The sequence below is a fragment of the Streptomyces durmitorensis genome (assembly GCF_023498005.1).
In the GTDB taxonomy this organism is placed as follows: Bacteria; Actinomycetota; Actinomycetes; order Streptomycetales; family Streptomycetaceae; genus Streptomyces; species Streptomyces durmitorensis.
Genome location: NZ_CP097289.1, coordinates 9,614,877 through 9,640,299, shown reverse-complemented (window position 1 = coordinate 9,640,299; position 25,423 = coordinate 9,614,877). Strand labels below are relative to the sequence as shown.

Sequence of the window (25,423 nt, the reverse complement as noted above, 5' to 3'; positions counted from 1 at the left end):
CCAGGAACGACGGTGACCGCCTGGTCACACCGCGTCAACGCGTCGGGAGGGCCGAAGCATGGTGAACGCCGGGACGTACTGGATATGGCAGCAGCTCGCCACGAACGATGCGCTGCCGGACGAGGCGCTGCCCACGGTGACCGAGGCACTGTGCTCGACCTCCCTCGCCCCCTACGGCGTCGACAGGCAAGGTGAGGAGCGCCGCACCAAGGCCCTCGCGGACGCACTGCCCGCCCTGCTCCGCCGCGTCACCCGCCCCGGACTGCGCCGCCAGCTCCTTCAGCAAGCCGATCACCAGCAGCTCGCTGAACTCGCCGCCCAGGGCATCGTGGTGGCCGCCGACCTGCCGGCGATCCTGCGCACCCACCGCCCGACGCCCGGCCTGGTCATCGGTCTGGCCCGCCACCCCGACCAGGTCGAAGCCGCGATCGGCCTGCTGCCCGGCATGCACGACACCGACCTCGAGAACGTAGTCACCCACTGGGACCCCAACCGCTACCCGCACCGGCCGGATACCGAACCTGCCCCTCCCCTACCCCCGGTGCTCTTCGACGCAGTCCTGGAGCACGCTCTCACCCCGCTCGCCCGGCTACTGGCAGACCCTCACCACGAGGGGTGGAAGGTCGCGCAGCGTGCCGACCTGGGCCTGCCCAACGTGTTCGGCGAAGGTGCCCCCTGGCGGATCCTCGCGACCTGCCCCGACCGCTGGCACGACCTGGTCGAACACCCCACCCTCGGTTCAGCCATCCAGCACCTCTTGCTGGACCAGGCTGAAGCAGAAGCCCGCCGCAACCGCATGATCGCGTCCAGCGGCTCCTCTCTCATCCAGGACACGGACGATGGCCCGGGCGAACAGCCAGAGCCGAAGCCGGCGCTCGACCTCGCCCTGCTGCGTGCCTGCCTGCCCGCCCTGTGCCTGCCGGAGATGGCCGACCTGCCCAAGCCGAGTGTGTCCGCTCGCCACCGGCTCCACCAGATCGCCGACCGGGTCCGCTGCAACCCACGCCTCCTCGACATGGCGGCCACCCAGCTACAGGCGACCACCGACACATGCGTCCGCCGCGGCCACCTGCTCTCCCCACTCCGCAACGACGACCGCGAGCACCGGGCCGTCGCCATCGCCGAGGACTTGGCCCTCCTCAGCACCAACCCCGCCCACCTGGCCAAGGCCTGCGCCCTGCTCGCCACCCTGGAACAACCCGCCGTCGTCTCCACCCCGCCCGGCCCTCGCCTGGCCCGCATCACCGCCGGCACCGACCTGCTCAGTCCGGTCCGCCTCCTGGAGCACCACTACCAGCACCGGCGGGTCGCCGCGCTGACCGAACTCGCCGCTAACCCGCACACCCCAGGCACCGCGGTCACCGACACGCTCCCCGCGCTGCACCCGCTCGAACTCGCCTGGATCGCCCACCAAAACGACATCCCCGACTGGCTGCACACGGCCGCGGCCGCCCTCGCCCCGGCCGACGACAACGAGGCCGTACTGCGGCTGCTCACCGACGAGGAACTCGACCGCCACCCCGACCCGGCCGCCGTGCTGCAGTCCTGGCTGGACGCCCCTGAATCCGAAGGGTTCTGGTCGCGCCGCGACGTCTACAGCGCCGTCCTCGACTCCCGCCACCACACCCTGCACCACCTGCGCCAGCTGCCCGCCTACGAGCTACTCACCCGCAACGAACCTGCCCTCGCCCTCCCGCACCTGCTCGCACACTGCGGCAGCCAATCCAAACGCTGGAAGGCCCTGTTCGAGGCCCTCGACAACGGCCCCACCGACGAAGAATTCACCTTTGGGGAACTACTCGACAGCATCCACGATCCTGCACCGGCCCGAGGCGGCAGCTCCACGGCAAAGGCCCAGGCATGAGAAACGCTCCTACCCGCGCCCGAGCCGAAGCGACCGCCAAGTCCAGCTGACATCTGCCGGTTCCGACTCGGCGGCCCGCCACCCTCACGAACGGCGAGCCGCCGCGCCTCCCTTGCGCTGACGACCGGGTGCTGCTGCGTCCCGGATCTCCTCGGTGGCCGCACGGAAAGCAGGGGCGGCGTGAGCGAAGTAGTCGAAGAGAACAGCGCGTTGGTCCGGCGTGTATCGACTGAGAACCTCGGCGATCTGACGCCGGGCAGGCCCGACCACCTTCTCAATCTGGTCAAGGGAGTCGGCCACCGGCTCGACGACGACCTTGCGTCGATCATCCGGATCGGCAGCCCGGCGGACGAATCCGGCTCGCTCCAGGCGGTCGATCAGGCGGGTTGTCGCCCCGGTGGTGAGACCGGTACACGCGGCCAGTTCTCCCGAGGTGAGCGTGCCTTCCAAAGCGATCTGGCTGAGCGCATACCACTCGGAGGCGCCGAGCCCCACCGCTTCCGCACCGGCCATGCCATGGAGTCCCACAGCGTCGAGGTACTGACGGAAGACCAAGTGCTCATCTACCGGCGTCGGGTCTGCCATGTCCCTGGTCCCTTGCTAGATAGCTGCACACGTGCAGATAATGTTTATATGCAGTATCTGCATCAGTGTAGCTACCTGGAGGACGCCATGCCCACTACGGACGACCGGAATGCCGTGACCACGGTGATCGCCTCCCTCATCGACGCCTGGCGACGCCACGACGCCGACGCGTACGGAGCGCAGTTCACGCAGAACGCCACCTACGTCACCTTCGTCGGCACGTACTACCAGGGCCGCCGCGACATCGTTGACAGCCACCGGACGCTGTTCGCGAAATTCCTCAAGGGCACCCAGCTCGCCGACGAGATCCTGGACGTCCGCTTCTACGGTCCAAGCACCGCCGTGGTCACCGGCCGCGGTGACAGCTACAAGGGCAGCAGGCCAAAGAAGCTGACCAAGGTCCAGACCTACACCCTGGTCCGGGAGCCGGACGGCCAGTGGCGCATCGCGGCCTTCCATAACACCAAGCGCAAGCCGCTCATGGAGGCCATCTCCTTCAAGGCCGCCCCCGCTCTCGTCCCGGCATCCCAGAAGTGACCGGTGAAGCCGCAGAAGACCCGCACGGGCAGGCGCCGACACACTCGCATCGCACTCCTGCCCGTGGTGCGGGTCCGACTGCTGGAGGCGGTGCGCTCGCTGGTCGTCCTCGCGCACCGGGTGCTCTGTAGCGGCGTCCTCCCGGCTGGCGCACCGGCTCCTCGTCTCGCGGGCATGGTCGACCCTTGCGGCACCTATCACGCAACTTCTGATTGCCGGATACCAGCAGATTCAGTCGATCGAAGCCGAAGAACAAGTCCGGTTCTACGCGGTGCAGTCGGAATTAGGCGATCTTGGGGCCACAGCGCATACCGACGTAGACGCAGCCTGTGCCGTCCTGCAGGGCGGAGAAGACCACGGGCATGTAATCCTCGCTGAATGCGGCACCCACTCCCGTGCCGGCGAACACCGACTCCGTCACCGGTAGCAGATCGATTTCCAAGGGCTCGGAGAAGTCCTTCATTCCGTCGACGAACTCGTACACCGCGTGTCCCGCACCGTCCCGTTCGGTCACAGTGATGACCACACCCTCGCGCCTGTACGTGCCGAGGAGCGGTGCGAGGTCAACCACCGGCGGCTCGGCCGGAGGGGCGAAGGGCGCAGGCATCGTCACGCCGGCCAGGTCGGCGAGCAGTTCCCGGTAAAGGGCCGCATACAGCTCGCGCGCCCCACCGCCATTGGTAAGCAGGGCGACCGCGACGCCCGCCGAGGGGACCACGCGCAGGTAGCCGTACTGTCCGATCGATGCGCCGTCGTGGCCGTATCCCTGGACGCCGTCCCAGTCGTACAGGGTCCAGCCCAACCCCCAGCCGTCGGCGCTGACCGTCCACTTGTCGGGTGACTCAACCACGCGCTGTTGCATCAGCGCGACGGTTTCCTCGGACAGCACGCGCGTGCCGTCCTGCGCGAGGCCGCCGTTGAGGTGCATCTGTGCGAGCCGGACGACGTCCCCGGCTGTGGCGATGACCCTGCCGTAAGGTCCTGCCGAGCGCGGCATCAGGTCCCAGGCCGGCGCGGGGTCCGGATCCTGGCCCGCCTCACCCAGGTGCCCCATCGCCGCACGGAACCGCAGCGCTTGTTCGGGCAGCGTCATGGTGTGCGTGAGGCTGAGCGGAGTGAGGAGCAGGTCCTCCAGTGCCTTGTCCCACACCTTGCCGGTCACGACTTCGATAATCCGGCCGAGGACGTTGTACCCGACGCTGCTGTACGAGAGCGCGGTGCCGGGCGGGCAGTCGAGCGCCACGTCCCTCGCAGCCTCGACGTACTTGGCGAGGCAGTCGTCGCCGCGTCCGCTGTCATGGGTGAAGTCGCAGGTGAGGCCACTGGTGTGGCTGAGCAGCTGGCGCGTGGTGATCACCTTGGTCGCGTCGGGGTCGGCGGCGGAGAACTCCGGCAGGACCTCCACGACCGGTGCGTCCAGGTCCAGTTCACCTGATTCGGCGAGCCGCATGATCAGAGAGGCTGTGTAGATCTTGGCGATGGAGCCCATCTGGAAGACCGAATCGGTCGTCGCCTCCACTCCCGTGCCGCGATGCAGCACGCCACTGGCCAGCTCGTGGATGGTCCGGTCGACGAGAACCGCCAGTGACGCGGCGGGGACGTGATGCTCGGCACGCAAGGTGTCCAGACGGGCCTGCCAGTGGGCAATGTCCAATTTCTGGCCCGCCGAGTCCCGCGCTCCCCAGGCGCCCTTGCTCCCCCAGTTGCCCTGTTCATCCCAGTTCACGACGTTCGACATCTTGAGACCCCCGACTGTTGCGTACGGCGTTCCTTGCTGCGAACACTGTACGCACTCGGGAACAGCGTACGCAAGATGCGCACGCTGTCCGCTATGGTGAGGCAAGAAGGTGGAGCGAGTAAGGGTGAGGGGCGTATGTCAGCCGAAGAGAAGCCGATCGCATCGGTGTGGACCCGTCCGCAGCCCCGGCAACGGGAGCAGCTGACCCGCGAGCAGATCGTCGCCGCAGCGATTGAGTTGCTGGACGCGGAGGGCATCGAGGCGCTCAGCATGCGTAAGCTCGGCACCCGCTTGAAGGCCGCGGCTACCTCGCTCTACCGACACGTGGCCAACAAGGACGAGCTGATCCAGTTGGCCGTGGACGACGTCTTCGGAGAGCTGCACATGCCGGTAAGTGCCGAACGTGGCCAGTGGCGTGCGGACGTCACTTGCATCGCCACGGAACTTCGTGCGATGAGTCTGCGACACCGCTGGCTCGCGGCCGAGCTCGGCCAGGTCGGTCTCGTCCATATCGGCCCCAACGCCATGCGGATGGCGGCGGGCCTGCTCGCGCAGTTCGAAGTGGCGGGCTTCCCGGCGGACGAGAGGGACCGGGCGATGGGGACGCTTACGGCATACGTCATCGGTATCGCCGCCTCCGAGGCCGCGTACCTTTCGTTGATCGCCCGCAGCGGCAGGACCGAACAGGAGTGGGTGGCGGGCCTGCGGCCTGCCTTCGACGACGCCTCGCACCAATACCAGCGGCTACGAGAGGGAAGCTCTGCCCAGCAGGACCTGCCCCCGCAGCAGATCCGCGACGACGACTTCGCTTACGGGCTTGAACGGGTCCTCGACGGCCTGAATTCTCGGATCGGCACCTGAGTGAGGGTTTGAGATCCCGAACTCCTCAGTCGACCGAGAAGCGGTACTGCGCCTGTTCGAGCTGATGCGGGACGTCGTCACCGACCTGCGAGGCGGCTTCCAGATCATCGTCAGTGACCACGCCAACCTCCCCGGGGAGTGGTTCCAGAACTGCGTCCGCTACAAGCGGCGCGACGGCGAGGCCCTCATTCCCCAAGTCTGGATCGACGAACACGGCGGCAGCAGCGACTGAGCAAGCGCCGTTGCCGGATTTCTCACGCGGCGCTCCCGGGCCTTCGAAGTCCCTGCCAGCCACGCACCGGCGATATTCAGTCAGCGATCGGTGATTCGCAAGCGCATATCCGCTGCAATGCCAGGGTGTCAGTGCGTGCTGCCATGCTGATCAGGCGCGGCTCTACTCGTGGTTGTCGCGTGCCTTAGGAGCGCGAGCAGCGCGGCAACAGCCCGGTCCCTCCGACTTCAGCGAAACCCTTTCCGTCCATGGCGTCGACGGCTACCGGATCCTGCGCGACACCACGGGTGTCCAACCGCACTGCTACTTCGCCTGGGCCGAAGGCAGCCCTCTGAAGCACATGTTCCGCTACTTCCTCCTCGGCCGCGGCGACACCGCCCCCGTCACACGCGAAATCCTTCGCAAACACGAAACCGACCCCGACCGCCGCCCCCGCGTCCACGTCGGCTGACGGGCGAGCAGCGGGCGGCTGCCGGGCGATCCGGAACCTGAGTGCGCGCAGAAGCACTGCGAACAGGCCGGCCGCGGACTGCGTCTGGTCTGCGACCAGCCCTTCATCGGCCGATTCGGGACCTCATCTGCGCAACATCACACTTCCCCTGATACGCCACCACCCACGACGCCTGCGCATGACGCGAAGTACCCCCGACCTGACCGGCAGCGGCTTTCCCTCAGGGGCCCCGCGCACGGAGACGCTCATATATCTGCCGGGTCGGTGTATCCGCTCGGGACGCATGCCCCCTGGCACTGCCTCGGGTTGGGAAGCTGGAGAGTCATCCGTCCGCCCTCTGCACGGCGTGCTCGGCCACCTGCTCTTGAGGCGTGGACTGCAACAAGGCAACCTTTGCAGGTCCTTTGGCCGCCGTCTGCGACCAGTCCGGCTCCGGGCGATCGTGAGCAGCTCCGCGGGATCCATTCAGCACTCCCCGCCCCGTGGCTCGACCCAGATCGCAAGTGATCTCGCGGCGTGATCCACCGAATCGGCGTGTCTGCCTGTCAGCCTTGTGCTCAGGCGCTCCAGCCGCCGCCGACGGCCCGGCTCGACAGGTACGAGTCGCGCAGCGCCTTGCGCAAGCCGGGAACGATCTCGTCGAACCGCGCGGCGAGCGCTTTGAGCGCCTGGTTGTGGGTGCGGCGGTCTCCTCGGCTCCATACGCAGGTCACTTCGAGCTCGGTGGCGAGCACGGCCATGGCCAGCTCATCCAGCGGGACCGTCGCCGGGTCGGCCTCGCTGAGCACCGTGTCGCGTACGCGCTCCTGGAGGGCGCGCACCTCCTGCGTGTGGGTGACGGTGACGCGGTCGGTCGGGATGAGTCCCATCACCTTGCCGCGGGAGACGGTGACCTCTCCCGTGGCGGCGAGCTGGTCGCGGACGGGCGTCTCGGCGGTGTGGGCCTTGTTGTGTAGGAACTGGAGCCAGCCCTTTGGCTTGTTGTCGGGCAGATCGCACCACACCGCGGCGGTGAAGGAGTCCTCCGGCGCCTTCCCGGGCCTCCGGATGACCTTGCCTCCCGTGGCGTCGAGCAGTCCGTCGCGTGCCAGCTCGGTCAGGGCGCCGGCACGCAGCAACTGGCCGCGGCCCTGCAAGTTGTCGAGCTGGAACTTGCCCTGGTCCACGGTGTAGCAGAGCAGATACAGACGTTGCGGCAGTGTCTGGGGCATGTCGTCTCCCATGCGAAGGGGGCGGGGGTTTCAGATGGCGCAGGGAGGAGGGGCGAGCGTTCTCATGCCTTGTGGGCCTCGAAGCCCAGGTGTTCGGCCAAGAAGCGTTCCGCCGCGGTGTAGAGGGCGATCACGTTCTCCGGGTTCTCGATGGCGTGGCCCTCGTCCTCCATGACGATGTACTCGACGGGGACGCTTCGTGCGCGCAGGGCCTCGACGAGCCGGTCGGATTCGGCGAGGACGACACGGGCGTCGTTGGCGCCGTGCACCACCATCAGCGGGGTGCGGATCCGGTCGACGCGGCTGATCGGGGAGCGGGCCAGCATGTCGGCCTCCTGCTCCGGGTCGGCCGGGTCGCCGACGTAGGTGTACCAGTTGTAGACGAGCATCGGTTTGACGAAGTCGGGCTGGCTGCGCATGAAGTTGGCCAGGTCCGAGACGCCGACTACGTCAACGGCGGCGGCGAAGACGTCCGGGGTGAAGGTGACGCCGACCAGTGACGCGTACCCGCCGTAGGAGCCACCCATGATCGCCACGCGGTCCGGGTCGGCGTACCCCTGCTCGACCGCCCACCGCACGCCGTCGATGAGATCGTCGTGCATCTTGCCCGCGAACTCCCCGATACCGGCCCTGGTGAACGCCTTGCCGTACCCGGTGGAGCCCCGGAAGTTGACCTGAAGGACCGCACAGCCGCGGTTGGCGAAGAGCTGCGCGGCGGGGTTGAAGCCCCAGCTGTCCCGGGTCCAGGGGCCGCCGTGGACGAACAGCACCAGCGGCAGCCGGGACGGCTGGATGCCGACCGGCAGCGTCAGGTACGAGGGAAGCGTCAGGCCGTCGCGGGAGGTGATCGTCACCGGTCGCATCGGGGCGAGCGACCCGGGGTCGAGGTCCGGCTTCGCCCGGTGGAGCAGGCGGCTCTCTCCCGTGGTGTGGTCGTAGAGGTAGGTGGCCCCGGGGGCGCGGTCGTGGGTGAAGCCGGCCACCCACCGCTGTCCGCTCTCGTCGCTGGAAAGACCGGCGAGATCGCCGTCGGACAGCTTCTCCAGGTTCTCCAGTACAGCGGCGAAGTGCGGGTCCAGAGCATGGATCACCTGTCGCTCCCCGAGGTAACGGACCCCGAGCAGCTCACCCGAGCGTCGGCTGCGGATCAGTGGGGAGGGCAGGGCGGGGAAGACTCGTGCGCGGGTGTCCAGGTCGTACCGCGGGTGGGAGTCAACCTCTTCCTCCTGGCCGGTGGCCAGGTCGAGCCGGGCCAGGCGGAGCCGGTCGCTCCCGCGGTGCGAACCCACCCACACCCCGGTGCCGTCCGGGGTGACCTCCATGGGGTAGACCCCCAGGGGAGCGTCGCCGCCGTCGAACAGCGCCACTGGGTCCAGCGCGCCCGTCGCGCCGTCCCGCCGTGACAGCTCGATGTCGCCGCCGGCCGTCGTCGCCAGCGCGAACAGTTCGCGCTCGCCGTACAGCCAGCCCTCGACATTGCTGCCGGGCATCTGGGCGAGGGTCGTGAGGGTGCCGGTGGCGATGTCCAGTTCGACCAGGTCGAACTCGGCCCTGTCGCGCAGGTTCAGCTGGGTGATCACCGTGCCGGGCTTCCCGGCCGGCAGGTCCAGGCCCATGGTCCGTACCCCGGGGTAGGGCGTGAGGTTCACCGCGGGGGCGTCCGCGTCCGCCAGGTCGACGCGGTAGAGGTGCAGGTTCTCGTCGCCGCCCTGGTCACGGGTGTACAGCAGCCACCGCGGGTCACGGGTCCAGTGGTAGCTCACCACTCCGCGGTCCTCGGTACTCACGCACTGCGCGTCGCCCGGTGCATCGACACTCTCGATCCAGACGTTCAAGCGGTTCTTCCAGGGCGCCAGGTACGCCAACTGACTGCCGTCCGGCGAGAGGGTGACCTTCGCACGGGGCGGCGGTCCGAAGAACTCCTCGACGGAGATGGTCTCCCGCTGTGCCATGGCGGTCCTTCCTGCGGTGGGGCGCCCGATGGCGCAAGGAGGCGGGGCCGAAAGGCCAACTTGTCACTTAATGACGGTGTCACTAAGTGACAATCACCGCAAGCACTCCCTGGAAACTTCCCGACCGCCATACATGCGCCGCGAGCGAGATCCACACCCCGGAGCAGAGGCGCAAGCGCCCCACCGAGGGCAGTCGGCCGAGCGACGGCTAGGACGTGACGTGCATCACATCGATACGGGTAGCCAACCTTGTCACTTAATGCCACAGTATCACTTAGTGACGTACTGGCATCGCACTTGCCCCCCCAGACGAACTCGGGAGAACTGACCACCATGAAGACCAAGAGCTTCCTGGATACAGAGTCCGACGCACCGGCGGAGCAGACGGCATCCCAGCAGCGCTCCTCGGTCCTGGACCAGGCGGGAGGGACTCAAGGAGTCATCTACTCGGCGCTGCCCGCGCTGGCATTCGTCGTCGCCAACAGCGTCGGCGGAATGCGGGTGGCGATCGTCGCCGCCCTCGCCGTCGCGATGGCCATCGGCGTGGGGCGGCTGGTGCGCAAGGAGTCGGTGCAGCCCGCGGTCGGCGGCGTGTTCGGCGTCGTGATCGCCGCGGGCATCGTCTGGTTCACCGGCTCCGCCAAGGACTACTTCCTCATCGGCATCTGGGCGAGCCTGGCCGGCGCCGTCCTCTTCCTCGCCTCCGTCCTGGTGCGGTGGCCGCTGGCCGGTGTGATCTGGAACGCGGCCACCGGCAAGGGCAACGTCTGGCGTGCGGACAAGCGCTCGCGGCTCTACTACGACATCGCCACCCTGGTGCTCGCCGCCGTCTTCGGCGCCCGGTTCGCCGTCCAGCAGTACTTCTACGCGACCGACCAGGTCGGATCGCTGGGTGTTGCCAAGATCGCCATGGGCTTCCCGCTGCTCGCCCTGGCCCTCCTGGTGGTCGCCTGGGCCGCCCGGAGCTCGAACAAGCGGCTGAAGGCACTCGGTCTGTTGCCCGCCAAGCGCGGTTGACCCTCCCCCAGCAGGCGCCGGCCGCCCGACGGGCAGGGCCCGAACGTATCCCCGGGCACGTACGTGCCACCGGGCGGCGGACGGTTCCCCTCCCGAGCGGGAGGGACCACGGCCCGCCGCCGACGATGCCCGCTCTCCCCCTCCTCCCCCGGAAAGAAGGAATGGCATGGCGACAACGGGCCAAGGAGAAGTAGTCCGGCCGCTGGGAGCATTCGAGCGCACGATTGACTTCTACATGCGCCGCAATCCTCTCCAGTTCTCCCTGGTCGCCGAGATGGACCGGCACATAACGGAGGCCGAGCTGGCCGTCGCGCTGGTGAAGCTGCGGCGTCGGCACCCGATGCTCGGGGTGACGGTGGACCGCACGGCACCCGCGGCCGTCTACCGGGCGACCAGCGCCGCGATCCCGGTGACGACCCTCGCCGAGGGCACGCCCTGGCAAGCGGTCGTGGCGGCCGAGCAGACCCGCCCCATCTCCCCGGCACCGGGCGGTCCTTGGGTGCGCGCCGTCCTGCTGCCTGGGGGTCGGCGGTGCGACATCGTGCTCACGTTCGCCCACCAGGTCACCGACGGGGTCGGCGGGCTGCGGGCGCTGCTGGACCTGGTGGCGATCCTGGACGGCGCGGAACCGGCCCCCGGCCGTGTCCCCGAGGCGCTGGAAGACCTGCTGGCCCGCCAGATCACGGCACCGGAGACCACGGACACCTCGGGCGCCACGGACACCGCATCGCCGTCGGCGGACGATCCACGCATGAGCGGGGGCGGCGAACTCGCGCCGTTCTCCGGGCAGGTGCCGCACCTGCAGGCTCTGGCGCTCGACCAGGAGCTGACCTCCCGGCTCGTCCACCGTTGCCGCCAGGAGAGCACGTCGGTACACGCCGCGCTCTGCGCCGCCGCCGCGGTGGTATTCCACCGGCGCGGACGGGACTTCGTACGGGTACTGACCCCGATGGACCTGCGCCGGGCCTGCGGCCTGCCCGACGAGGTGGTGAACCGCTTCGCCGGGGCCCGGACCGCGAGCGAGGCACACGAGGCCGACGACTTCTGGAAGCTGGCCCGCGGCACCCGCGAGTCTCTGGCACGCCAGCGCACTCCGGGTGCCCTCAAGGCCGCCGGTGCGGCACTCGCGGAACACGCCCCCACGAGCGCGGAAGAGGCCGAGGCGATGATGGGTGCTGCCACCGCCGCCGACATCCAGATCACCAACCTCGGTGTGGCAGAACCGTGGCGCCAAAGCACGGAGACGCTCACCGCCCTGTGGGGCCCAGGGCAGATCACCCAGCTGCGCGGGGAGCACGTGCTCGGCGTCGTCACCGTCGGCGGGCGGCTGCGGATGACGGAGCTCACCCACGATCCCGTTGCCGGTCTGGTCGGGGACATCGCCGTCGTGCTGGCCGAAGCCTGCGCCGGGTCGGGAAACGGCGCGGACTCCGGAACATGAACACTCGGCCAGAGCCGCAGGCCGCTCGATGGCACCCGCGAGCCGAGCACCTGGCTGACCTCGCTCCCTGGCAGCCGCGCCGAGCTGGAAACGGGCGTCACTTAATGTCATTATGACACTGACGGGCTGACACTGGAACGAGCGGAGGTGACCGACATGGCGACGGCCAAACGTGGCGGAAACGGAATGAGCGAGCAGCGGCGCCACCGGCTGCGCCTGGAGATCTCCCGGGAAGCGTCCCGCCTGTTCTGGGCCCAGGGCGTGGACGCCACCAGTGGTGACCAGATCGCCGACGCGGTCGGCCTGTCCACCCGCACCATCTGGCGCCACTTCCGCAGCAAGGAAAGCTGCGCCGAACCCATCGTGACGCAGGGCGTGGAATGGGAGATGCGCACACTGCGCGACTGGCCCGCGAACCTCTCCCTCGAAGAGCGCTTCAGCACGGAGGCGAGCCGGTTCCGTCGTGAGGCCAGTGCGGTCGAGCTGGCCGACAATGCGCTCGCGATGCGGATGATCCGCCTCGCCGACACGGAACCGGCCCTGCGTACCGCCTGGCTGATGGCCTGTGACCTGGTAGAGCGCGAGATGGCCGAGATCATCGCGAAGCGTCTCGGGCGCCCGGCCGACGACCTCGACGTGCGCCTGCATGCCGCGGCGGCCTCGGCCGCCATCCGGGTCCTCAACGAGGACATCGGCGCCGCTCTTCTCGACGGCGCCGACCCCGCACAGTTCGCCGACGCCTCGGAACGCTTGGCGCGCGCCGTCCGCAGGGCCACGGGAGGGGCCGTGGGGGATCCGGTCGCCGACGTGGAATGACGATGCGGATGCTTGCCAGTCTGGCCCCTTAATGCCGCCGTGACACTCGATGACATTTATGAATGCGCTGTGACGGGGTGATCCGAATGGAAACGCTCACGAGCCCTTCTAGCAGAGGGATGAGTGAGCGGCGGCGCCACCGGCTGCGCCTGGAGATCTCCCGGGAAGCGTCCCGCCTGTTCTGGGCCCAGGGCGTGGACGCCACCAGTGGTGACCAGATCGCCGACGCGGTCGGCCTGTCCACCCGCACCATCTGGCGCCACTTCCGCAGCAAGGAAAGCTGCGCCGAACCCATCGTGACGCAGGGCGTGGAATGGGAGATGCGCACACTGCGCGACTGGCCCGCGAACCTCTCCCTCGAGGATCACCTCGCGGCCGAGGTCGCCCGGCACCACAACGCCGCCGATGCCGGGGAGCAAGCCGACACCTTGCTCGCGATCAAGATGATCCGCCTTGCGGACCACGAGCCGCCGATCCGGACAGCCTGGCTCATGGCCTGTGACCAGGTGGAGCGCGAAATGACCGCCATCATCGCCAAGCGTCTCGGGCGCCCGGCCGACGAGTTCGCGATGCGGCTGTACGGGGCGGCGGCCTCCGCCGCCTTCCGGGTCTTCAACGAGGAGCTCGGCGCAGCCGCGCTGCGCGGTGTCATTCCCGAGGATCGCGAAGGCAACGTGGTCCGACGCATGGCGCGGGTCGTGCGCGATGCCACCGCAGGAGCGATCGGCGACGCGGTCACCCGGTAGCAACCCGCACAAGCCTCCGCAACGACTCGCGGCGTACTCGGCCACCAGGACCGCGCCGACCGCCCACTCCCCGCCGAACCCGACCCCCTGCAAGGCCCGGAAGACCAGCAGGGTGCCGAAGTTGGGCGCGAAACCACAGGCGACCGTGAACACGGCGTACACACTCACCGTCCACATCAGCGCGCGTACCCGGCCGACCCGGTCGGCGAGCACTCCGGCCAGCGCCCCGCCCACGGCAGACATCAGCAGAGTCACCGTGGCCAACAGGCCCGTCTGGCCATTGTCGAGCCCGAAGTAGACGCCGATGGCGGCCAGACTCAGTGGCAGCACGTAGAAGTCGTACGAGTCCAGGCCGTAGCCGCCGTACGCGCCGAAGAACGCACGCCGCCCGTCAGGGCCGAGCTCGTGGAACCAGGCGAACCGGCGGCCGCCGTCCGGCGTCGGCCCCGCTTCCCGCGGCAATGGGCTCCGCTGATCCGCTGTGACGGCCTGGTCCGGGGCGGCGGTCTCGTCCGGGGCGGCGGTCTGACAATGACCAGGACCGGACGTCCCGGGCGGCCCTGGTGGACCTGGTGGACCTGGTGGACCTGCTGACCGGGCAGAGAACCACCGACCTGCGCCATAGGCGTGCTACGGGGCCTGTCCATCTTCGATGGATGTCATGTCTGCGCATGGCCTTTGGTTCCGGGCTTCTTGATGGTCACCGTCGGCCTTGCGCGGATTCGACTACGCACCTCAGGGCGCGCGGCAAAGCGCCAGTAGAGAGCCCTGCCAGACTCCGACCGGGTACGACTTGCCACGAATGGTCTCCCATCCGCCCGATTCGCGGTCGCCGTCAAGAGGTGGGTGGAAGGCATCGGGAAGTGACGTGGATGCTGCCGCAGCCGACACTCGCCGAGCCGGTGGCCAGCCCTGTCCTGCGGCCGGGCCGGGCAGTCGAGCCAAAGTGGGACAGATTTCAGACACCGTCTCGGAACCTCCGGTCATAGGTTGGAGACGGCATCTGAGGAGTGCCCCCGCTACCTTCCTGTCGAGGTCGCGACCGCGCGCTCGATGGGACCGGGCCCCGACTGTCAGTGGCGCAGACGAGAATCCCCACATGACCTCACCCCAGCACCTTCAGGGCCTCCTCGCCGATTTAGGGCTTGAGCAGGCAGCCACGTTCACGGCCGTGCACGGCGGTGACGAGGACGCTGTCATCCGGCTCTTCGGCGGCAACCCCGAGCAGTGCCGCCCCCTGCGACTGGAGGAACTGCGCGAGCACTACGACGGGGATCTCATCCTGGTCTCCCGGTCAGGACCTGCCGTCATCGTCGTGGAGAACAACAACTACCAAGGTTCTCGCCAGGAGGTGCTGCGCCCGCTCTCTAGGCACGGCCGCACCGCCAGCGTCTACTGGAACGTCAACGCGGTCTCCCAACTGAGCCTGGCCGAGGACGGGCTGATCTCCTCCACATTCGAAATGCTCGCGCCCGAGGACATATTCGGCGCGCGCCCCGACGCCTGGCAGCCCCTGTTGCAGGGCCTGAACCTGGAAGACAATGACAACCTGTGGGGCGCTGGCCTGGCGGCTGTCGAGCGCGCGACCGGTGCGCGATTCGGCAACTCCTGGGTACGCGGCCCGCACCGCGCTGTGGAGATCACGCGGGTGCCGGAGTACCTGCTGGGGCAGGGACTCATCGACTCACCCCTCCTCAAGCGGGAGCCCTTCCTCAGCTATCTGGCCGGCCTGGGACCCTCGCTGCTGCAACCGATGCGGCGCCACGCCCTGGACCTGGCTCTCGCACACGCCCACCTGCGCGAACACCCCCTGGCCGTAGCAACACTTACAGCCGCCACCCTCGCGCCCGACGCGAGAGTGCGGCTGCGCGAGGACCTCACTGCCGCACACGACCAAGCGCTCCCCCGGGCCCGCGCGCTGCTGATCGGCGAGCCGGAAGACTTCGAACCCGAGTGGGAACGCCCCTCCCACCTCGTCTTCCGCCAGGCCATCGTCTTCGGTGTCCTCGCCCAGTGCGTCGCTGCCCATCTGCCCACCCAGGCGGACGGGCTCCCGGACATCCTCAGCTCCTTGGTCACGGCGATGACCGGGGACGGCGCACGGGTCGAGGAGTTCTGGATGGTCCAGCACCTGCACAACGCGGCACGAAGAGCAGCCTGACCCGCGCAGCTGGACACCGCACCGTCAGACCCCGGCGAACTCGCCGGAACATCCCGGCCGTCAACCACAGGAGAACCTCCATTCCGAGGTTGCAAGATGGGTTGTCAGCGTTTGTACTGCCTGCTCGATCTTCCCCAGCTTGTCCTCCAGTTGAATCGTGGGTCGGTTCTCCCGCAGCGCCCACGCCACGACGTCGAGGTCGAGGTCGACGGTGAACTCCAAAGCCTCCACTGCCCCGGCAGGACCGTCCGCGTTCACGGTGAACGTGTAGACGCGGGAAAGCTCGGTGTTCGGGGATGGTCCGGGCCAGTACCTGCAGAACAACCTGAGTCAGGTCCGGCTCATCCCCCGCGGGAAGCCAACTGGACTCCAGGGGCGGGTCGAATGATATTTCCGACACTTGTATGAGCATGACGGCCTCAGGCCGGGTCTCGCGCAATCCTGCAGACCCGTCAAAGGGAACTTCCACATAGGGCTGTCAGTAGATGGATCCAGTTTCTCAGATCCGACCAGAAGAGTTGCTCTCATCTCTGACACCTTGTTGCTTTCGCACGGCTGGGACTCCCTGTACATCGAATCGGGACCGCAGTCAAGAGTCAAGAAACGACGGTGGTTACGGACAATGACCCAACGGGAACTTTTTCTACCGGGGACACTCTGAGTGCAGAGCCCCTACTCAGGAAGGGGTTGGTCTGGTACCTGCCCAGCTACAGCACAGTAGAGGTGGCGCATAACGGACGCGCTGACCCCAACGACCGTGTCCGCGCACCTGCGGTGCGGTCAGATGCTATCGACTACCTGATCAGGGATAAGAGGGATTTCGACGTTCCTGGCGCAGATCCGACCATAGTGAAGAGTAAGGTCGTACGCCCTGTTCTGCAGATCGACTTGCCGTTCATTGAGGGCGTGAGCCTGAGAGATTTCAGCAAAATCACAACTGCCGAATTTGACTCTTACAGGGCGTTTCGAAGTTTCCTTCGGAATAGATTTCTACAGATGGAGGAAGGATTAAATGCGGATGGCACGGAGGTGGCGCTCGCATTAATCAGGGAGGAGATTGAGGACCAGGTTAGGGCTGTCACGTCAGAGATGCAGACTCTTCGCCGCAAGAGGGCATGGGCAGCTACTGGGGCGGTCGCGGGAACCAGTTCAGCACTTCTCGTTGCGGTAAATAGTGCGCTCTTCGAAGCCGCCCTGGCAGCCCTAGGACTCGCCGGCGCAGGGAGTCTCTGGCAGTACTTTGGGGCCCGTGCAGAGAACAGCTATCGTCCCCTCAAGAGCGGAAAATGGTATTACGTTTGGCTACTAACGAGAGAATTCCAAACTCTCTGAAAGAGACTCGCCCTGGCCGTGGCCTTCACCGACCCCGTCGGCGACGATGACGAGATCGACCTCGGAAGGCAGTACCTGAACGCCCTCGACCTGCGCGCCACGCCCCTGACCGTGCAGATCGCCGCACTCATCCGCGACACCGGCACCACAACCACCCAGTTCGACGACCGCGCCCACCTACTGCGCACCGAAGCCGAACTCGCCGGACTCACCGCCATCCAGGTTCTGCTCGAACTCGCCGTCGCCTTCCACCACGCCGTCCGCCGGTCCGCTGGACAGCGCCTACTCGCCCGAACTCCCACGCTGCGAGCGGGAACCCCGGCTTGAGCTGCGCGCCAGATCGCTTACGAACAACGTCGCCTTGGCCACACCACGTGCCCAACGAGGAGCGCCGCCCCGCGCTGTCCAGAAGACGCAAGCGCAGCCGCCGACGAAGAGCAGAACGACGACCGACAATATGAACGCGAGCATGATCCACCCTATGTTTGTGTGATGGCCTGCGTCATCCGCTCAGGCCGTCCTGACCTCCAGCAGACCGTACGATTGCGGTCAGTAGACGTGGCTTCGCCTTACCCTACGGCCCCGGCTGGCCCCTCCGCCCAGCCGGGGCGTTTGCGTATCTACAGGACGTCGGCGATTTCCTCGACCCTGTCGGCGAGTTGGGAATCAGGGCGGGGGACACGTCCCATGCCGAACTCCTCCACGGTGTCGACCTTCAAGCGGCGAACGGCGTCCCGCAGCCGCTGGGGAAGACGGGTTTCGCGCGATGCCGTGGCCGACTGCCGTGTGCGGGGGGGCGCAGGGTGGGTGGGTCGGAGAGGGTGAGGGCCCGGTGGGCCCAGAAGCCGGCGTCTCGGACTTCACCACGGCTGAGGTGGTAGAGGTTCAAGCACTGAGCGGCCACTGCGTTGTGGGGGTTTCCCCATCCCTAGCTGGATTCGATATCCAGGAGGACTCCTGACCACCGCGGCAGGTTGATCCGCTGCCGCCGGTCCAGCCCTGAAGGAACGCAAACGACCCTGAACACACGCTCCACACCCAGACCAACGCACCCCGGCCGAGTCGGCAATGGTCCCGGACCAACTCGATCAGCCCTTGACGAATGGTCAGGATCCCGCTCACGCGAGTGACATCAGAAGTCATCGCGATTGATCATGCAGAGACGCGCTCAGTGACTCCCAAGCACGCCGCGAAACGACTCCCGCTCAGACCTCCACAGCCGACAGGGTGTCCCCGGCGAGCGCAAAGGGCCGCTACCTGGCCGTGTACGGCACCAGTTGGGGTATTGCGGGGATCGCAGCACCTCTCTTGGGGACGCAACTGCTCGAACATGCCGGGCCAGCCGGGCTGTGGAGTGCGATGGCACTCGCATACCTGCTGCTCGCGATCTGGCTCAGGCCGACACCACTGCGGACCGCTTCGACCGGACGGCACAGCGCCAAGGGGAGCGGAAGTGCCCAGTGACGTCATGAGGGAGCTGTACCCCGCTATCGCCAGACCGCTGGTCTGGCGAACCAGTCTGCACCTGCCCGCTGCTGCTCACCGGTCGGGAGAGTGCTTGCGGTGGGGGTCGAGCCGGAAGTCGGGACAGTCGCGGCTTTGACAGGCGCCCGGGCCCCATACGGGAACGAACACGCCGAGGGACTTGTGGCGGTGCACCGCGGCCGGCACGGGCTTCTTGCAGGTCGGGCACTCATACACTTCAGACTTACGCTTCATTTTGACCATATTTTTACTGTATGCCCATGTTGGTATGCCGGGAAGTGGCGGGAAGTGGCTTGTTCCCTCGTTATGGGCGGCCCTCCTGGCGCGGTGGGTCGGCTGGGGGCTCAGGGTCGTGCGCCACAGGTGGCGAGCTGGGCTGCCCGAGAGGTCTGGAGACGTCTGCCTGCTCGTCGGCCTGCTCCGTGGCGCCTGCCGGGGCGGGCCTTTTGATGCTGAGCACTACGGACCCTGTCAGGACGATGACGATGACAGCGAGGCTGATCGGTGAGGGAATTTCCGGGATGCCGGGGTTGATCATCTTGTGGGACGCCTGGAGGATGAGCTTGAGGCCGATGAAGGCGAGGATGATCGCCAGGCCCTTGCTCAGGTAGTGGAAGCGGTCCAGGAGCCCGGCCAGCATGAAGTACAGGGCTCGCAGGCCCAAGATGGCGAACGCGTTGCTGGTGTAGACGATGAACGCGTCGTCGCTGACCGCGAGGACGGCGGGAACGCTGTCGACGGCGAAGATCAGATCGGCGGCCTCGATCGCGGCGACCACCGCGAGCAGCGGGGTCCCCACACGCTTGCCGGCTTCCTTGACGAAGAACTTGGCCCCCGCGTATTCGTCCCGGACCGGGATGACCTTGCGGAGCATCCGTACGGCGAAGCTCTTGCCGGGATCGAAGCTCTCGTCCTCGTCCTTGAGAAGCTTGTAGGCGCTGTAGAAGAGGACCGCTGCGAACGCGAACAGTACGGCGGTGAAGCGGCTGACCACGGCAACGCCGAGGGAGAGGAAGATCCCGCGGAAGACGAGCGCGCCGATGACGCCGAAGAACAGCACTCGGTGCTGGTAGGCGCGGGGCACCTTGAAATACGCGAAGATCACGGCGAAGACGAACAGGTTGTCGACCGACAGGCTCTTCTCCAGCAGCCATGCCGTCGTGTACTCGGTGCCGGCCGTGGCGCCGAGTACGAGGAAGACGACCGCGCCGAAGATCATGGCCAGGCCCACCCACAGGCCGCTCCAGGCAGCGGCCTCCTTGAAGCCGATGACGTGCGCGGTGCGGTGGGACAGCAGGTCCACCGCCAGCGACACCACCACCGTCGCGGCGAACGCCCCCCACAGCCAGAGCGGAACCTCAAGCACGCCAAACACCCTCACTTGGCCCGCGCAAAACGCACAGGCCCCTACACAGAAGTGTCCGGCATTGCGCCCCCGGGAGCATGTGGAGCGATCGCAGCGGGGGAGAACTCGAGTTGTCGGCGCCCGCAGGGGCAAACCGCGCTGCGGCGGCGACGGCCGCCTGATCGGCTACTCCAGCCTTCTTCAGGCTCAGGCGGCCGTGGTGTTCCAGAGCCCTGCGCCGGGCCCGGCAGAGCAGGCCCAGGGCGTAGCAGTCGAGGAACTCCACCGGTCGCAGGTCCGCAACGGGTGCAACGAGCTGCACAACGACCGGCGCACCACCACCGTGGAAGACGGCCTGGTGCACGTCTCCCCCGATGCCGCGCTGGATTCCCCCGATGTCGCGCTGGATCCCTTCGACCGGCCACCGCGCACCGTGTTCAACCTCGTGGTCTACGAATCACCCACCGAACCGCGGCGCACCCTGCTCAAGATGACGGTGACCTCCCACGACGATCGTGGGCCCCTCACACACGAAGTGACCACCCGGGCACAGACCGACACCGCCATCTCCGAACTCGAACAGGCCGCCGTCGCGCTTCGACGGTGGCGCACGTTCCTACCCCAGTAGCGATCCTCAGCTGCTCGCGCCACCGCGTCGATGCGTCCGAGACAGGCCCTCTGCCGCGCGGGCAGGAACTCCCGCGCCTTGGCGGCACATTGACACCCGAAGCGGCAAGGAGATGCCCGCCAGCAGGCGAGAGCTGTCTGCCGGCCGCAGCGGCGGGTGGCAGCACGGTCGCACGCCAGCCCGCCCCACCACCGGTAGACGACCCACCCCATCCTCAGCCCGGCCAGGGCCAGGGAAGCTCCCGCCAGGGGAAGCAGGCCCGCGCACAGTGCCGCGAGTCCCACACCGACGGAGTCCGCGACCAGCGCGTTGCGGCTGTCGTTGCGCTGCAGGTGAGCGAGTTCGTGCTCCAGGACGTACGGCATCGCGGCGCCACGGGCTGTTCGGCCAGCACCGGGTACGGATCGTGCAGGACCTCGAGGTCCAAGGGTCGTAGCGGTCGGAGGGCATCGCGGGTCGGCCGCCCAGCTCGCCCCCGTCTTCGACGCGGAAAGGCTCGCGGCCGAACTCACGGCCGTCACCGCCCACATCTGGAATCCGCAGCGCATCCACACGTACGGCGGGCAGGTCGGCCAGCCCGCCGCGATCGACTGGCGGGTCCTGCCCCTGCGCAGCCTCGGCGGCGAGCCGGAGCGCACCTCCCCCGGGCAGCCCCGGCCCTCAGCCGTTCAAGAAGCCGCACTGGCTCGACCAACTAACTGCCTACCTCGCGCAGATCCTGGACTCGATCCCGGCCCCGCTGAACGCGGTGCGGCTGATGGCGCTGGGGCCCGGTGCCGTCTCTAACCCGCACAGCGACCCCAAGTACCGCCTGGACCGAGGCCTCGTGCGCCTGCACATCCCGATCATCACCGACCCGGGCGCTGTGCTCGTCCTGGACGGCGTCGAACACTGCTGGCAGGCGGGCTGCCTGTGGTTCGGAGACTTCTCCCGCGAGCACCTGGTGCGCAACACCAGCCAGACGGTGACCCGGGTGCACGTCGTCATGGACACCCCGCTCACCGCCGACCTCGCGGCCTGGTTCCCGGACTCCTAGCAGTACCTGCTAACTTGCGGGGAGGTTCTCTTCAACCGACCCGCCCCAGCAACGGCCCCCGCCTGGCTCGCCGGGCTGCCGTACGAGGGACTGCTGCCGTCCGGGTTCGCGGACTTCGACGCGGCCGCCCCGCTGGATGGCTCCCTCATTCTCGCCCGCATTCACCGCGGCGCAGACGGTGTCCTTGCCCTGACGGTCGCCGGGCGCACCTTCGCGCTCGTCGCGGTCGGCGGCAGCGAGTTCCGGTTCTCCGGCTGGAGCGAACAGCGCAGCCTCCAGCCGGACCGCCGACGGCGGCCTGATCCTGCGGGTCCGCCGGGGCCGCGCGCTCGCCGACCGGCACGTGACCGCAGCCCCCTTCTAAGCGCGGTGACCGGCTTCCGGTTGGACCAGCCCTCGGGAGAGCTGGACCGTCAAGGAGCGGTACGCGGAGGAGCTGCACGAGGACGTGGAGGGCCTTGCGGCCACGCTCGCCGGGCTCGGGGTCACCGTGTACCGGCCGTTGCCCCTTCCTCGGGTCGCGGCCCCGATCGCGGGCCTGGGCTGGGAAGACGCCCCGACCCCGGCGCTGAACATCCGCGACAACACCCTGGTCCTCGGCAACCAGATCATCGAGACGCCGCCCGCGATCCGCTCCCGCTATCTGGAGACCCGCCTGCTCGCCCCGGCCTTCACCGCCTACTGCCACACCGACGTCGTAGGGGCTGGGCCGCGGGTCCTCGACGGCCTCAGTCGGGCCGCCCAGGGTGGTCGCGGTGTCCCGCGCGCCGCGTACACCGGGTGCGGCGAATGGCCGACAACCACATCGACAGCACGGTGCTCGCCCTGAAGCCCGGAGTGTTCCTGGCCCGGCACGACGGCATCCGGAACCTGATGCCCGAGCCGCTTCGCTCGTGGCGCTACATCGTGCGTCGGAGCCGGGCGTGTTCCCGGTCTACGACGACTTCGACGTGGTCCCCGTGCGGCACCGGCACAGAAGGTTGTTCGGGGGCCGGTTCCACTGTTTCACCCTGGACACCCGGCGCACCGGCGGTTTCGAGGACTATGTGTCGTGACTCTCCCCGGCGTGTTGCTACTGGACGCGGCTGGTCCTGAGGCGGGTCTCCTCGCCGCGGCGACAGCCGCCCGCGGCCACCAGGTCCACGCCGCGACCACCGCCGCGGCGTATGCAGGCTACGGGCCAGAGCTGAAGGGCCTGCTGGCCGGGTACATCGCCACCGATTCACCCGGCCCGAGAAGGCCCTGGCCGAGACCGCCGCGTACGCCCACCGCACGGGTGTTGGCGCGGTGCTGACTGTCAACGAGTACCTGACCGAGCTCGCCGCGCATCTCTGCGCCGAGCTGGGGGCGCCCGGCAACGAGCCGAGACGAGCGCGAGCGGCCCGGCTGGTGCGGCCGAGGCCGCTGCCGTCGCTCGCGGCGTGGTCGGCGGCATGTACGCAAGCGGCGGCGCCCCGGGCGTCCTGATCCAGTCGTACGCAGCCGGGAAGGAGTACAGCGTCGAGTCCCTCACTCAGGGCGGCACTACAACGCACCTGGCCGTGACCCGGAAGCAGGTGACCGGCGGCGCGAGGAGGGTCGAGACGGGGCACAGCCTGCCCGTCGCCCTCCCCCGGGCCGTTTCAGGCGGCCTGTGTTCCGGGAAGTTGAGGCGGCCGTCATTGCGGCCGGTATCCAGCACGGCGCCTCGCACACCGAGGTCATCGTCAGCGAGGACGGGCAATGCACGGTCATCGAGATCGGCGCCCGCCTCGCCGCAGGACACATCGGGGTCCTGATCCAGCACGCCCTGGGCATCGACGTGTGGGCGGCTCTGCTCGATGTTGCCCTCGGCCGATCGGCCGCGCTCGCGCCAACCACCCGCGGGTACGCGACCGTGCGGTTCGTGACCAGCTCGTGCGACGGGCGGCTGATGTCTGCCTTCGGCTTCCCGAAGACGGGGCCGGGGGTGCCATTTGTCCGCTGGCGGGCCACGATCGGCGGCCTCGTCCACGGGCCGGGCGCCAACAGGCACCGGCTGGGGGCGTTCGTGGTCACCGGTGCAGAGGCCGAAGAGGCCGAGGAGCGGGCCGACACGCTCCTGCGGCGGGTACGTATCCACATCGACCGGACCCCGGAGAACACCAGTCAGGTCAGGCCGGCGAGCACTTCAGCCATCGCGCCATAGCTGTCGCGGACCGCGTCCGTCTTGGCCAGCCGGTACCGCTCGACACGGACCGCTCCCAGGTGCCGGGCCACGTATACCTGCGCCCGCCACACCGCTGGCCTTGCCTGGTCACACGGCTCCCGATGTCTGCGGATCCGTTGGGAACGTCGGGCCGACATTCACGAAGCGTTTCTCAAACTCGCCTGCTACTTGATCACCTACCGACAACTGGCGTGTTGGGCGGCCCGTAGACGGCTGAGAGCTGTCTCCGCCTACTTCAGCGGGTCCGACTTCAGGAAGGTACGCATCTCGATGGCAAGGCGGCGCATGTCTTCTCCAGGAGCATGGAAAGTCGCCATCTCGAAACGCCACTCGTCATCGGGGAGACGGTCATGCAGCCTCCACGTCAACCGGACGTGTGATCCTGCGTGCTCGGCAGCCAGCGTCAAGTCGTCCTCAGGGGAGCGCCAGGTCCTGGTGCCGTTCCAGCCACGAAACTCCTCTGCCAGTTCGGCAAGGAAGACGTCGAGGCCGTCACCGTCCCAGGTCCTCACCATGAACTCGATCCGCGCCGACTCACCTTGAGCTGTCACGAGGAAGTCGCGCATCACGTCGCCACGCTCTTCCGGGTACGAACGTGTCAGCTGGTGGAAGCGCAGGCTGATCGTTCGATACCGGTCACCTCCGACGCGGACAACCGGGTTGGTCTCGTCTTCCTCCATCACGTGTGCAGGCTACGGACACGAGGCTCCCAGTGAATCCCGGTAGCCGCGCAACGCGCGGTCCCGCAAGGACTGCAGGGCGCCCGCAGCCCTGCTTCCGCTGCCGTGATCAGGCGCCGTCGAAGCGGTCTTCCCGCGGGCCAAGCCAGCGATCGAGTGCGGCGCCGACGTCGGGGCAGTTCTTGCGGATGACGTCGAGGAAGGCGTTCAGCACTGGGGGACGATCCCGGGCAGAGAAGGACAGGACCAGGTCGGGCAGCGGCGTGCGCGGGGTCACCTCGCAAAACCACGTCCCACGCCGCGGGGCCGCGAGCATGCGGGACGGTCCGAGCCCCACACCCACATCGCAGGCGGCAAGGCCGACGATCGTGTGGATGTCCCGCGCGACGGTCGCACCGGAGAGCGCCGGGGACTCCTTGCCCAGCAGGGTGCTCAGCCCGGCAAGGACGGTGGGCTCGTCGGCGCCGGGCGCCACGATCAGCGACTGCTGCCGCAACTGGTCCACGCTCACCGACGGTTGGCCCGCGTAGGGGTGCGTGCTGCTCACGACTGCGACCAGGTGGTCGTGTCCGATGGGTACCGACACCAACTGCTCGGCCCCGGCGCCCCGCGGCCGGCCAAGGGTGATCGCCACCTCCAGTTCACCGGCGGCCAGGGCAGCCGTGCTGCGGCTGGTCGCCATTTCATGCAACTCCAGTCGCACGTCGGGCCGTTCACGGCCGAAGCGGCCCAGGACGTCTGGGAGGGGGTCGAGCAGCGCCGAGGCGACGAATCCCAGGCGCAGCCGTCCCGTTTCGCCGCGAGCTGCCCTGGCCGCGTCGACCGAGGCCGCCGTCATCTCCTTGAGCGCGCTGCGCGCCCGGGTGAGGAAGGCCGTGCCCGCCGCCGTCGGGAACACTCCGCGGCGGGTGCGGTCGAACAGCCGGGTGCCCACCTCGCGTTCGAGGTCGGCGATCTGTTTGGACAGCGGAGGCTGGGCGATGCCCAGGGCGTCGGCTGCCCGGCCGAAGTGTTCGTGCTCGGCCAGGGCCAGGGCGTATCGCAGGTGTCGCGCCTCCATGCGTACCTCCTGCGCCATATCTTGTGGGTATCACCGGCCAGCTTGCCAGATCTTTCC

At 68.1% G+C, this 25,423-nt stretch carries 24 protein-coding genes and 1 pseudogene; 16 read left to right on the top strand and 9 right to left on the bottom strand.

The window, feature by feature from the left end; all coding sequences use genetic code 11:
* The first annotated feature begins 58 nt into the window (after positions 1 to 58).
* Positions 59 to 1,864, top strand: coding sequence for a hypothetical protein (locus M4V62_RS42765; protein WP_249592593.1), 1,806 nt, complete (start codon positions 59 to 61; stop codon positions 1,862 to 1,864).
* Positions 1,865 to 1,948: 84 nt separating this feature from the next.
* Here M4V62_RS42765 and M4V62_RS42760 read toward each other — a convergent pair whose 3' ends face one another.
* A complete protein-coding gene (locus M4V62_RS42760) occupies positions 1,949 to 2,449 on the bottom strand; it encodes a MarR family winged helix-turn-helix transcriptional regulator (protein WP_249592592.1) in 501 nt (166 codons plus the stop codon).
* Between the two features lie 87 nt (positions 2,450 to 2,536).
* On the opposite strand from M4V62_RS42760, the gene M4V62_RS42755 reads away from it, so the two are divergent.
* Positions 2,537 to 2,986: an SgcJ/EcaC family oxidoreductase gene (locus M4V62_RS42755; protein WP_249592591.1), complete on the top strand. Its 450-nt coding sequence runs from the start codon at positions 2,537 to 2,539 to the stop codon at positions 2,984 to 2,986.
* Between the two features lie 283 nt (positions 2,987 to 3,269).
* Here M4V62_RS42755 and M4V62_RS42750 read toward each other — a convergent pair whose 3' ends face one another.
* Complete coding sequence (locus M4V62_RS42750) at positions 3,270 to 4,712, bottom strand: serine hydrolase domain-containing protein (RefSeq protein ID WP_425575244.1); 1,443 nt, start codon at positions 4,710 to 4,712, stop codon at positions 3,270 to 3,272.
* A 147-nt stretch (positions 4,713 to 4,859) separates the two neighbouring features.
* Here M4V62_RS42750 and M4V62_RS42745 point away from each other — a divergent pair, with 147 nt between their 5' ends.
* Positions 4,860 to 5,585, top strand: a complete 726-nt coding sequence (locus M4V62_RS42745) for a TetR/AcrR family transcriptional regulator (protein ID WP_249592589.1) — start codon at positions 4,860 to 4,862, stop codon at positions 5,583 to 5,585.
* A gap of 13 nt (positions 5,586 to 5,598) precedes the next feature.
* Complete coding sequence (locus tag M4V62_RS42740) at positions 5,599 to 5,817, top strand: DUF3732 domain-containing protein (protein ID WP_283779182.1); 219 nt, start codon at positions 5,599 to 5,601, stop codon at positions 5,815 to 5,817.
* A 1,008-nt stretch (positions 5,818 to 6,825) separates the two neighbouring features.
* Here the strand turns inward: M4V62_RS42740 and M4V62_RS42735 are convergent.
* Together M4V62_RS42735 and M4V62_RS42730 are read right to left on the bottom strand one after the other, a co-directional pair.
* The gene (locus M4V62_RS42735; protein WP_249592587.1) at positions 6,826 to 7,479 is read right to left on the bottom strand and encodes a GOLPH3/VPS74 family protein; all 654 of its coding nucleotides are present in this window, start codon (positions 7,477 to 7,479) and stop codon (positions 6,826 to 6,828) included.
* A gap of 62 nt (positions 7,480 to 7,541) precedes the next feature.
* Positions 7,542 to 9,431 carry a S9 family peptidase gene (locus M4V62_RS42730; RefSeq protein ID WP_249592586.1) on the bottom strand — a complete coding sequence of 630 codons (1,890 nt, stop codon included), beginning with the start codon at positions 9,429 to 9,431 and terminating at the stop codon, positions 7,542 to 7,544.
* Between the two features lie 333 nt (positions 9,432 to 9,764).
* Between M4V62_RS42730 and M4V62_RS42725 the strand changes: the two genes are divergently transcribed.
* The 4 genes from M4V62_RS42725 to M4V62_RS42710 all read left to right on the top strand — a co-directional run bounded on the left by M4V62_RS42725 (position 9,765) and on the right by M4V62_RS42710 (position 13,451).
* Positions 9,765 to 10,448 (top strand): DUF3159 domain-containing protein, encoded by a 684-nt coding sequence (locus M4V62_RS42725; protein ID WP_249592585.1) that lies wholly within the window; start codon positions 9,765 to 9,767, stop codon positions 10,446 to 10,448.
* 235 nt (positions 10,449 to 10,683) lie between these two features.
* Positions 10,684 to 11,889, top strand: a complete 1,206-nt coding sequence (locus M4V62_RS42720; protein ID WP_249592584.1) for a phthiocerol/phthiodiolone dimycocerosyl transferase family protein — start codon at positions 10,684 to 10,686, stop codon at positions 11,887 to 11,889.
* A 156-nt stretch (positions 11,890 to 12,045) separates the two neighbouring features.
* Positions 12,046 to 12,705: a TetR/AcrR family transcriptional regulator gene (locus M4V62_RS42715; protein ID WP_249592583.1), complete on the top strand. Its 660-nt coding sequence runs from the start codon at positions 12,046 to 12,048 to the stop codon at positions 12,703 to 12,705.
* A 119-nt stretch (positions 12,706 to 12,824) separates the two neighbouring features.
* Entirely contained in the window at positions 12,825 to 13,451 is a 627-nt protein-coding gene (locus tag M4V62_RS42710; protein WP_249592582.1) for a TetR/AcrR family transcriptional regulator, read from the top strand.
* A 12-nt stretch (positions 13,452 to 13,463) separates the two neighbouring features.
* Here M4V62_RS42710 and M4V62_RS42705 read toward each other — a convergent pair.
* Positions 13,464 to 13,913 (bottom strand): annotated as a pseudogene (locus tag M4V62_RS42705) (MFS transporter); the annotation flags it as partial.
* Between the two features lie 637 nt (positions 13,914 to 14,550).
* Between M4V62_RS42705 and M4V62_RS42700 the strand changes: the two are divergent.
* A complete protein-coding gene (locus tag M4V62_RS42700) occupies positions 14,551 to 15,612 on the top strand; it encodes a DUF6461 domain-containing protein (RefSeq protein ID WP_249592581.1) in 1,062 nt (353 codons plus the stop codon).
* Between the two features lie 60 nt (positions 15,613 to 15,672).
* Here the strand turns inward: M4V62_RS42700 and M4V62_RS42695 are convergent, their stop codons facing one another.
* The gene (locus M4V62_RS42695) at positions 15,673 to 15,870 is read right to left on the bottom strand and encodes a hypothetical protein (RefSeq protein WP_249592580.1); all 198 of its coding nucleotides are present in this window, start codon (positions 15,868 to 15,870) and stop codon (positions 15,673 to 15,675) included.
* A gap of 351 nt (positions 15,871 to 16,221) precedes the next feature.
* Here M4V62_RS42695 and M4V62_RS42690 point away from each other — a divergent pair, with 351 nt between their 5' ends.
* A complete protein-coding gene (locus M4V62_RS42690; RefSeq protein ID WP_249592579.1) occupies positions 16,222 to 16,944 on the top strand; it encodes a hypothetical protein in 723 nt (240 codons plus the stop codon).
* Positions 16,945 to 16,962: 18 nt separating this feature from the next.
* The gene (locus M4V62_RS42685) at positions 16,963 to 17,271 is read left to right on the top strand and encodes a hypothetical protein (RefSeq protein WP_249592578.1); all 309 of its coding nucleotides are present in this window, start codon (positions 16,963 to 16,965) and stop codon (positions 17,269 to 17,271) included.
* Positions 17,272 to 18,733: 1,462 nt separating this feature from the next.
* On the opposite strand, the gene M4V62_RS42670 is transcribed toward M4V62_RS42685, so the two are convergent.
* Positions 18,734 to 19,795, bottom strand: coding sequence for a TerC family protein (locus tag M4V62_RS42670; protein WP_249592575.1), 1,062 nt, complete (start codon positions 19,793 to 19,795; stop codon positions 18,734 to 18,736).
* Positions 19,796 to 19,994: 199 nt separating this feature from the next.
* On the opposite strand from M4V62_RS42670, the gene M4V62_RS42660 reads away from it, so the two are divergent.
* From M4V62_RS42660 to M4V62_RS42640, 5 genes are all read left to right on the top strand, one after another.
* The gene (locus tag M4V62_RS42660; protein ID WP_344646404.1) at positions 19,995 to 20,402 is read left to right on the top strand and encodes a hypothetical protein; all 408 of its coding nucleotides are present in this window, start codon (positions 19,995 to 19,997) and stop codon (positions 20,400 to 20,402) included.
* Between the two features lie 448 nt (positions 20,403 to 20,850).
* A complete protein-coding gene (locus M4V62_RS43675; protein WP_344646408.1) occupies positions 20,851 to 21,438 on the top strand; it encodes an aspartyl/asparaginyl beta-hydroxylase domain-containing protein in 588 nt (195 codons plus the stop codon).
* Between the two features lie 448 nt (positions 21,439 to 21,886).
* Positions 21,887 to 22,267 carry a hypothetical protein gene (locus tag M4V62_RS42650; RefSeq protein ID WP_249592572.1) on the top strand — a complete coding sequence of 127 codons (381 nt, stop codon included), beginning with the start codon at positions 21,887 to 21,889 and terminating at the stop codon, positions 22,265 to 22,267.
* Positions 22,268 to 22,331: 64 nt separating this feature from the next.
* Positions 22,332 to 22,493 carry a hypothetical protein gene (locus M4V62_RS42645; protein WP_249592571.1) on the top strand — a complete coding sequence of 54 codons (162 nt, stop codon included), beginning with the start codon at positions 22,332 to 22,334 and terminating at the stop codon, positions 22,491 to 22,493.
* Between the two features lie 578 nt (positions 22,494 to 23,071).
* Positions 23,072 to 23,605 (top strand): hypothetical protein, encoded by a 534-nt coding sequence (locus tag M4V62_RS42640; RefSeq protein WP_249592570.1) that lies wholly within the window; start codon positions 23,072 to 23,074, stop codon positions 23,603 to 23,605.
* 251 nt (positions 23,606 to 23,856) lie between these two features.
* On the opposite strand, the gene M4V62_RS42630 is transcribed toward M4V62_RS42640, so the two are convergent.
* Both M4V62_RS42630 and M4V62_RS42625 read right to left on the bottom strand, forming a co-directional pair.
* Entirely contained in the window at positions 23,857 to 24,306 is a 450-nt protein-coding gene (locus M4V62_RS42630) for a DUF6228 family protein (protein WP_344646407.1), read from the bottom strand.
* 109 nt (positions 24,307 to 24,415) lie between these two features.
* Complete coding sequence (locus M4V62_RS42625; RefSeq protein WP_249592568.1) at positions 24,416 to 25,366, bottom strand: LysR family transcriptional regulator; 951 nt, start codon at positions 25,364 to 25,366, stop codon at positions 24,416 to 24,418.
* Between the last annotated feature and the right edge of the window lie 57 nt (positions 25,367 to 25,423).

Bases quoted from the DNA above. Each gene is read 5' to 3' on its own strand.
- M4V62_RS42625 (WP_249592568.1), bottom strand. From the start codon at position 25,366: ATGGAGGCGCGACACCTGCGATACGCCCTGGCCCTGGCCGAGCACGAA.
- M4V62_RS42735 (WP_249592587.1), bottom strand. From the start codon at position 7,479: ATGCCCCAGACACTGCCGCAACGTCTGTATCTGCTCTGCTACACCGTG.
- M4V62_RS42730 (WP_249592586.1), bottom strand. From the start codon at position 9,431: ATGGCACAGCGGGAGACCATCTCCGTCGAGGAGTTCTTCGGACCGCCG.
- M4V62_RS42700 (WP_249592581.1), top strand. From the start codon at position 14,551: ATGACCTCACCCCAGCACCTTCAGGGCCTCCTCGCCGATTTAGGGCTT.
- M4V62_RS42710 (WP_249592582.1), top strand. From the start codon at position 12,825: ATGAGTGAGCGGCGGCGCCACCGGCTGCGCCTGGAGATCTCCCGGGAA.
- M4V62_RS42765 (WP_249592593.1), top strand. From the start codon at position 59: ATGGTGAACGCCGGGACGTACTGGATATGGCAGCAGCTCGCCACGAAC.
- M4V62_RS42760 (WP_249592592.1), bottom strand. From the start codon at position 2,449: ATGGCAGACCCGACGCCGGTAGATGAGCACTTGGTCTTCCGTCAGTAC.
- M4V62_RS42630 (WP_344646407.1), bottom strand. From the start codon at position 24,306: ATGGAGGAAGACGAGACCAACCCGGTTGTCCGCGTCGGAGGTGACCGG.
- M4V62_RS42720 (WP_249592584.1), top strand. From the start codon at position 10,684: ATGCGCCGCAATCCTCTCCAGTTCTCCCTGGTCGCCGAGATGGACCGG.
- M4V62_RS42745 (WP_249592589.1), top strand. From the start codon at position 4,860: ATGTCAGCCGAAGAGAAGCCGATCGCATCGGTGTGGACCCGTCCGCAG.
- M4V62_RS42755 (WP_249592591.1), top strand. From the start codon at position 2,537: ATGCCCACTACGGACGACCGGAATGCCGTGACCACGGTGATCGCCTCC.
- M4V62_RS42725 (WP_249592585.1), top strand. From the start codon at position 9,765: ATGAAGACCAAGAGCTTCCTGGATACAGAGTCCGACGCACCGGCGGAG.
- M4V62_RS42715 (WP_249592583.1), top strand. From the start codon at position 12,046: ATGGCGACGGCCAAACGTGGCGGAAACGGAATGAGCGAGCAGCGGCGC.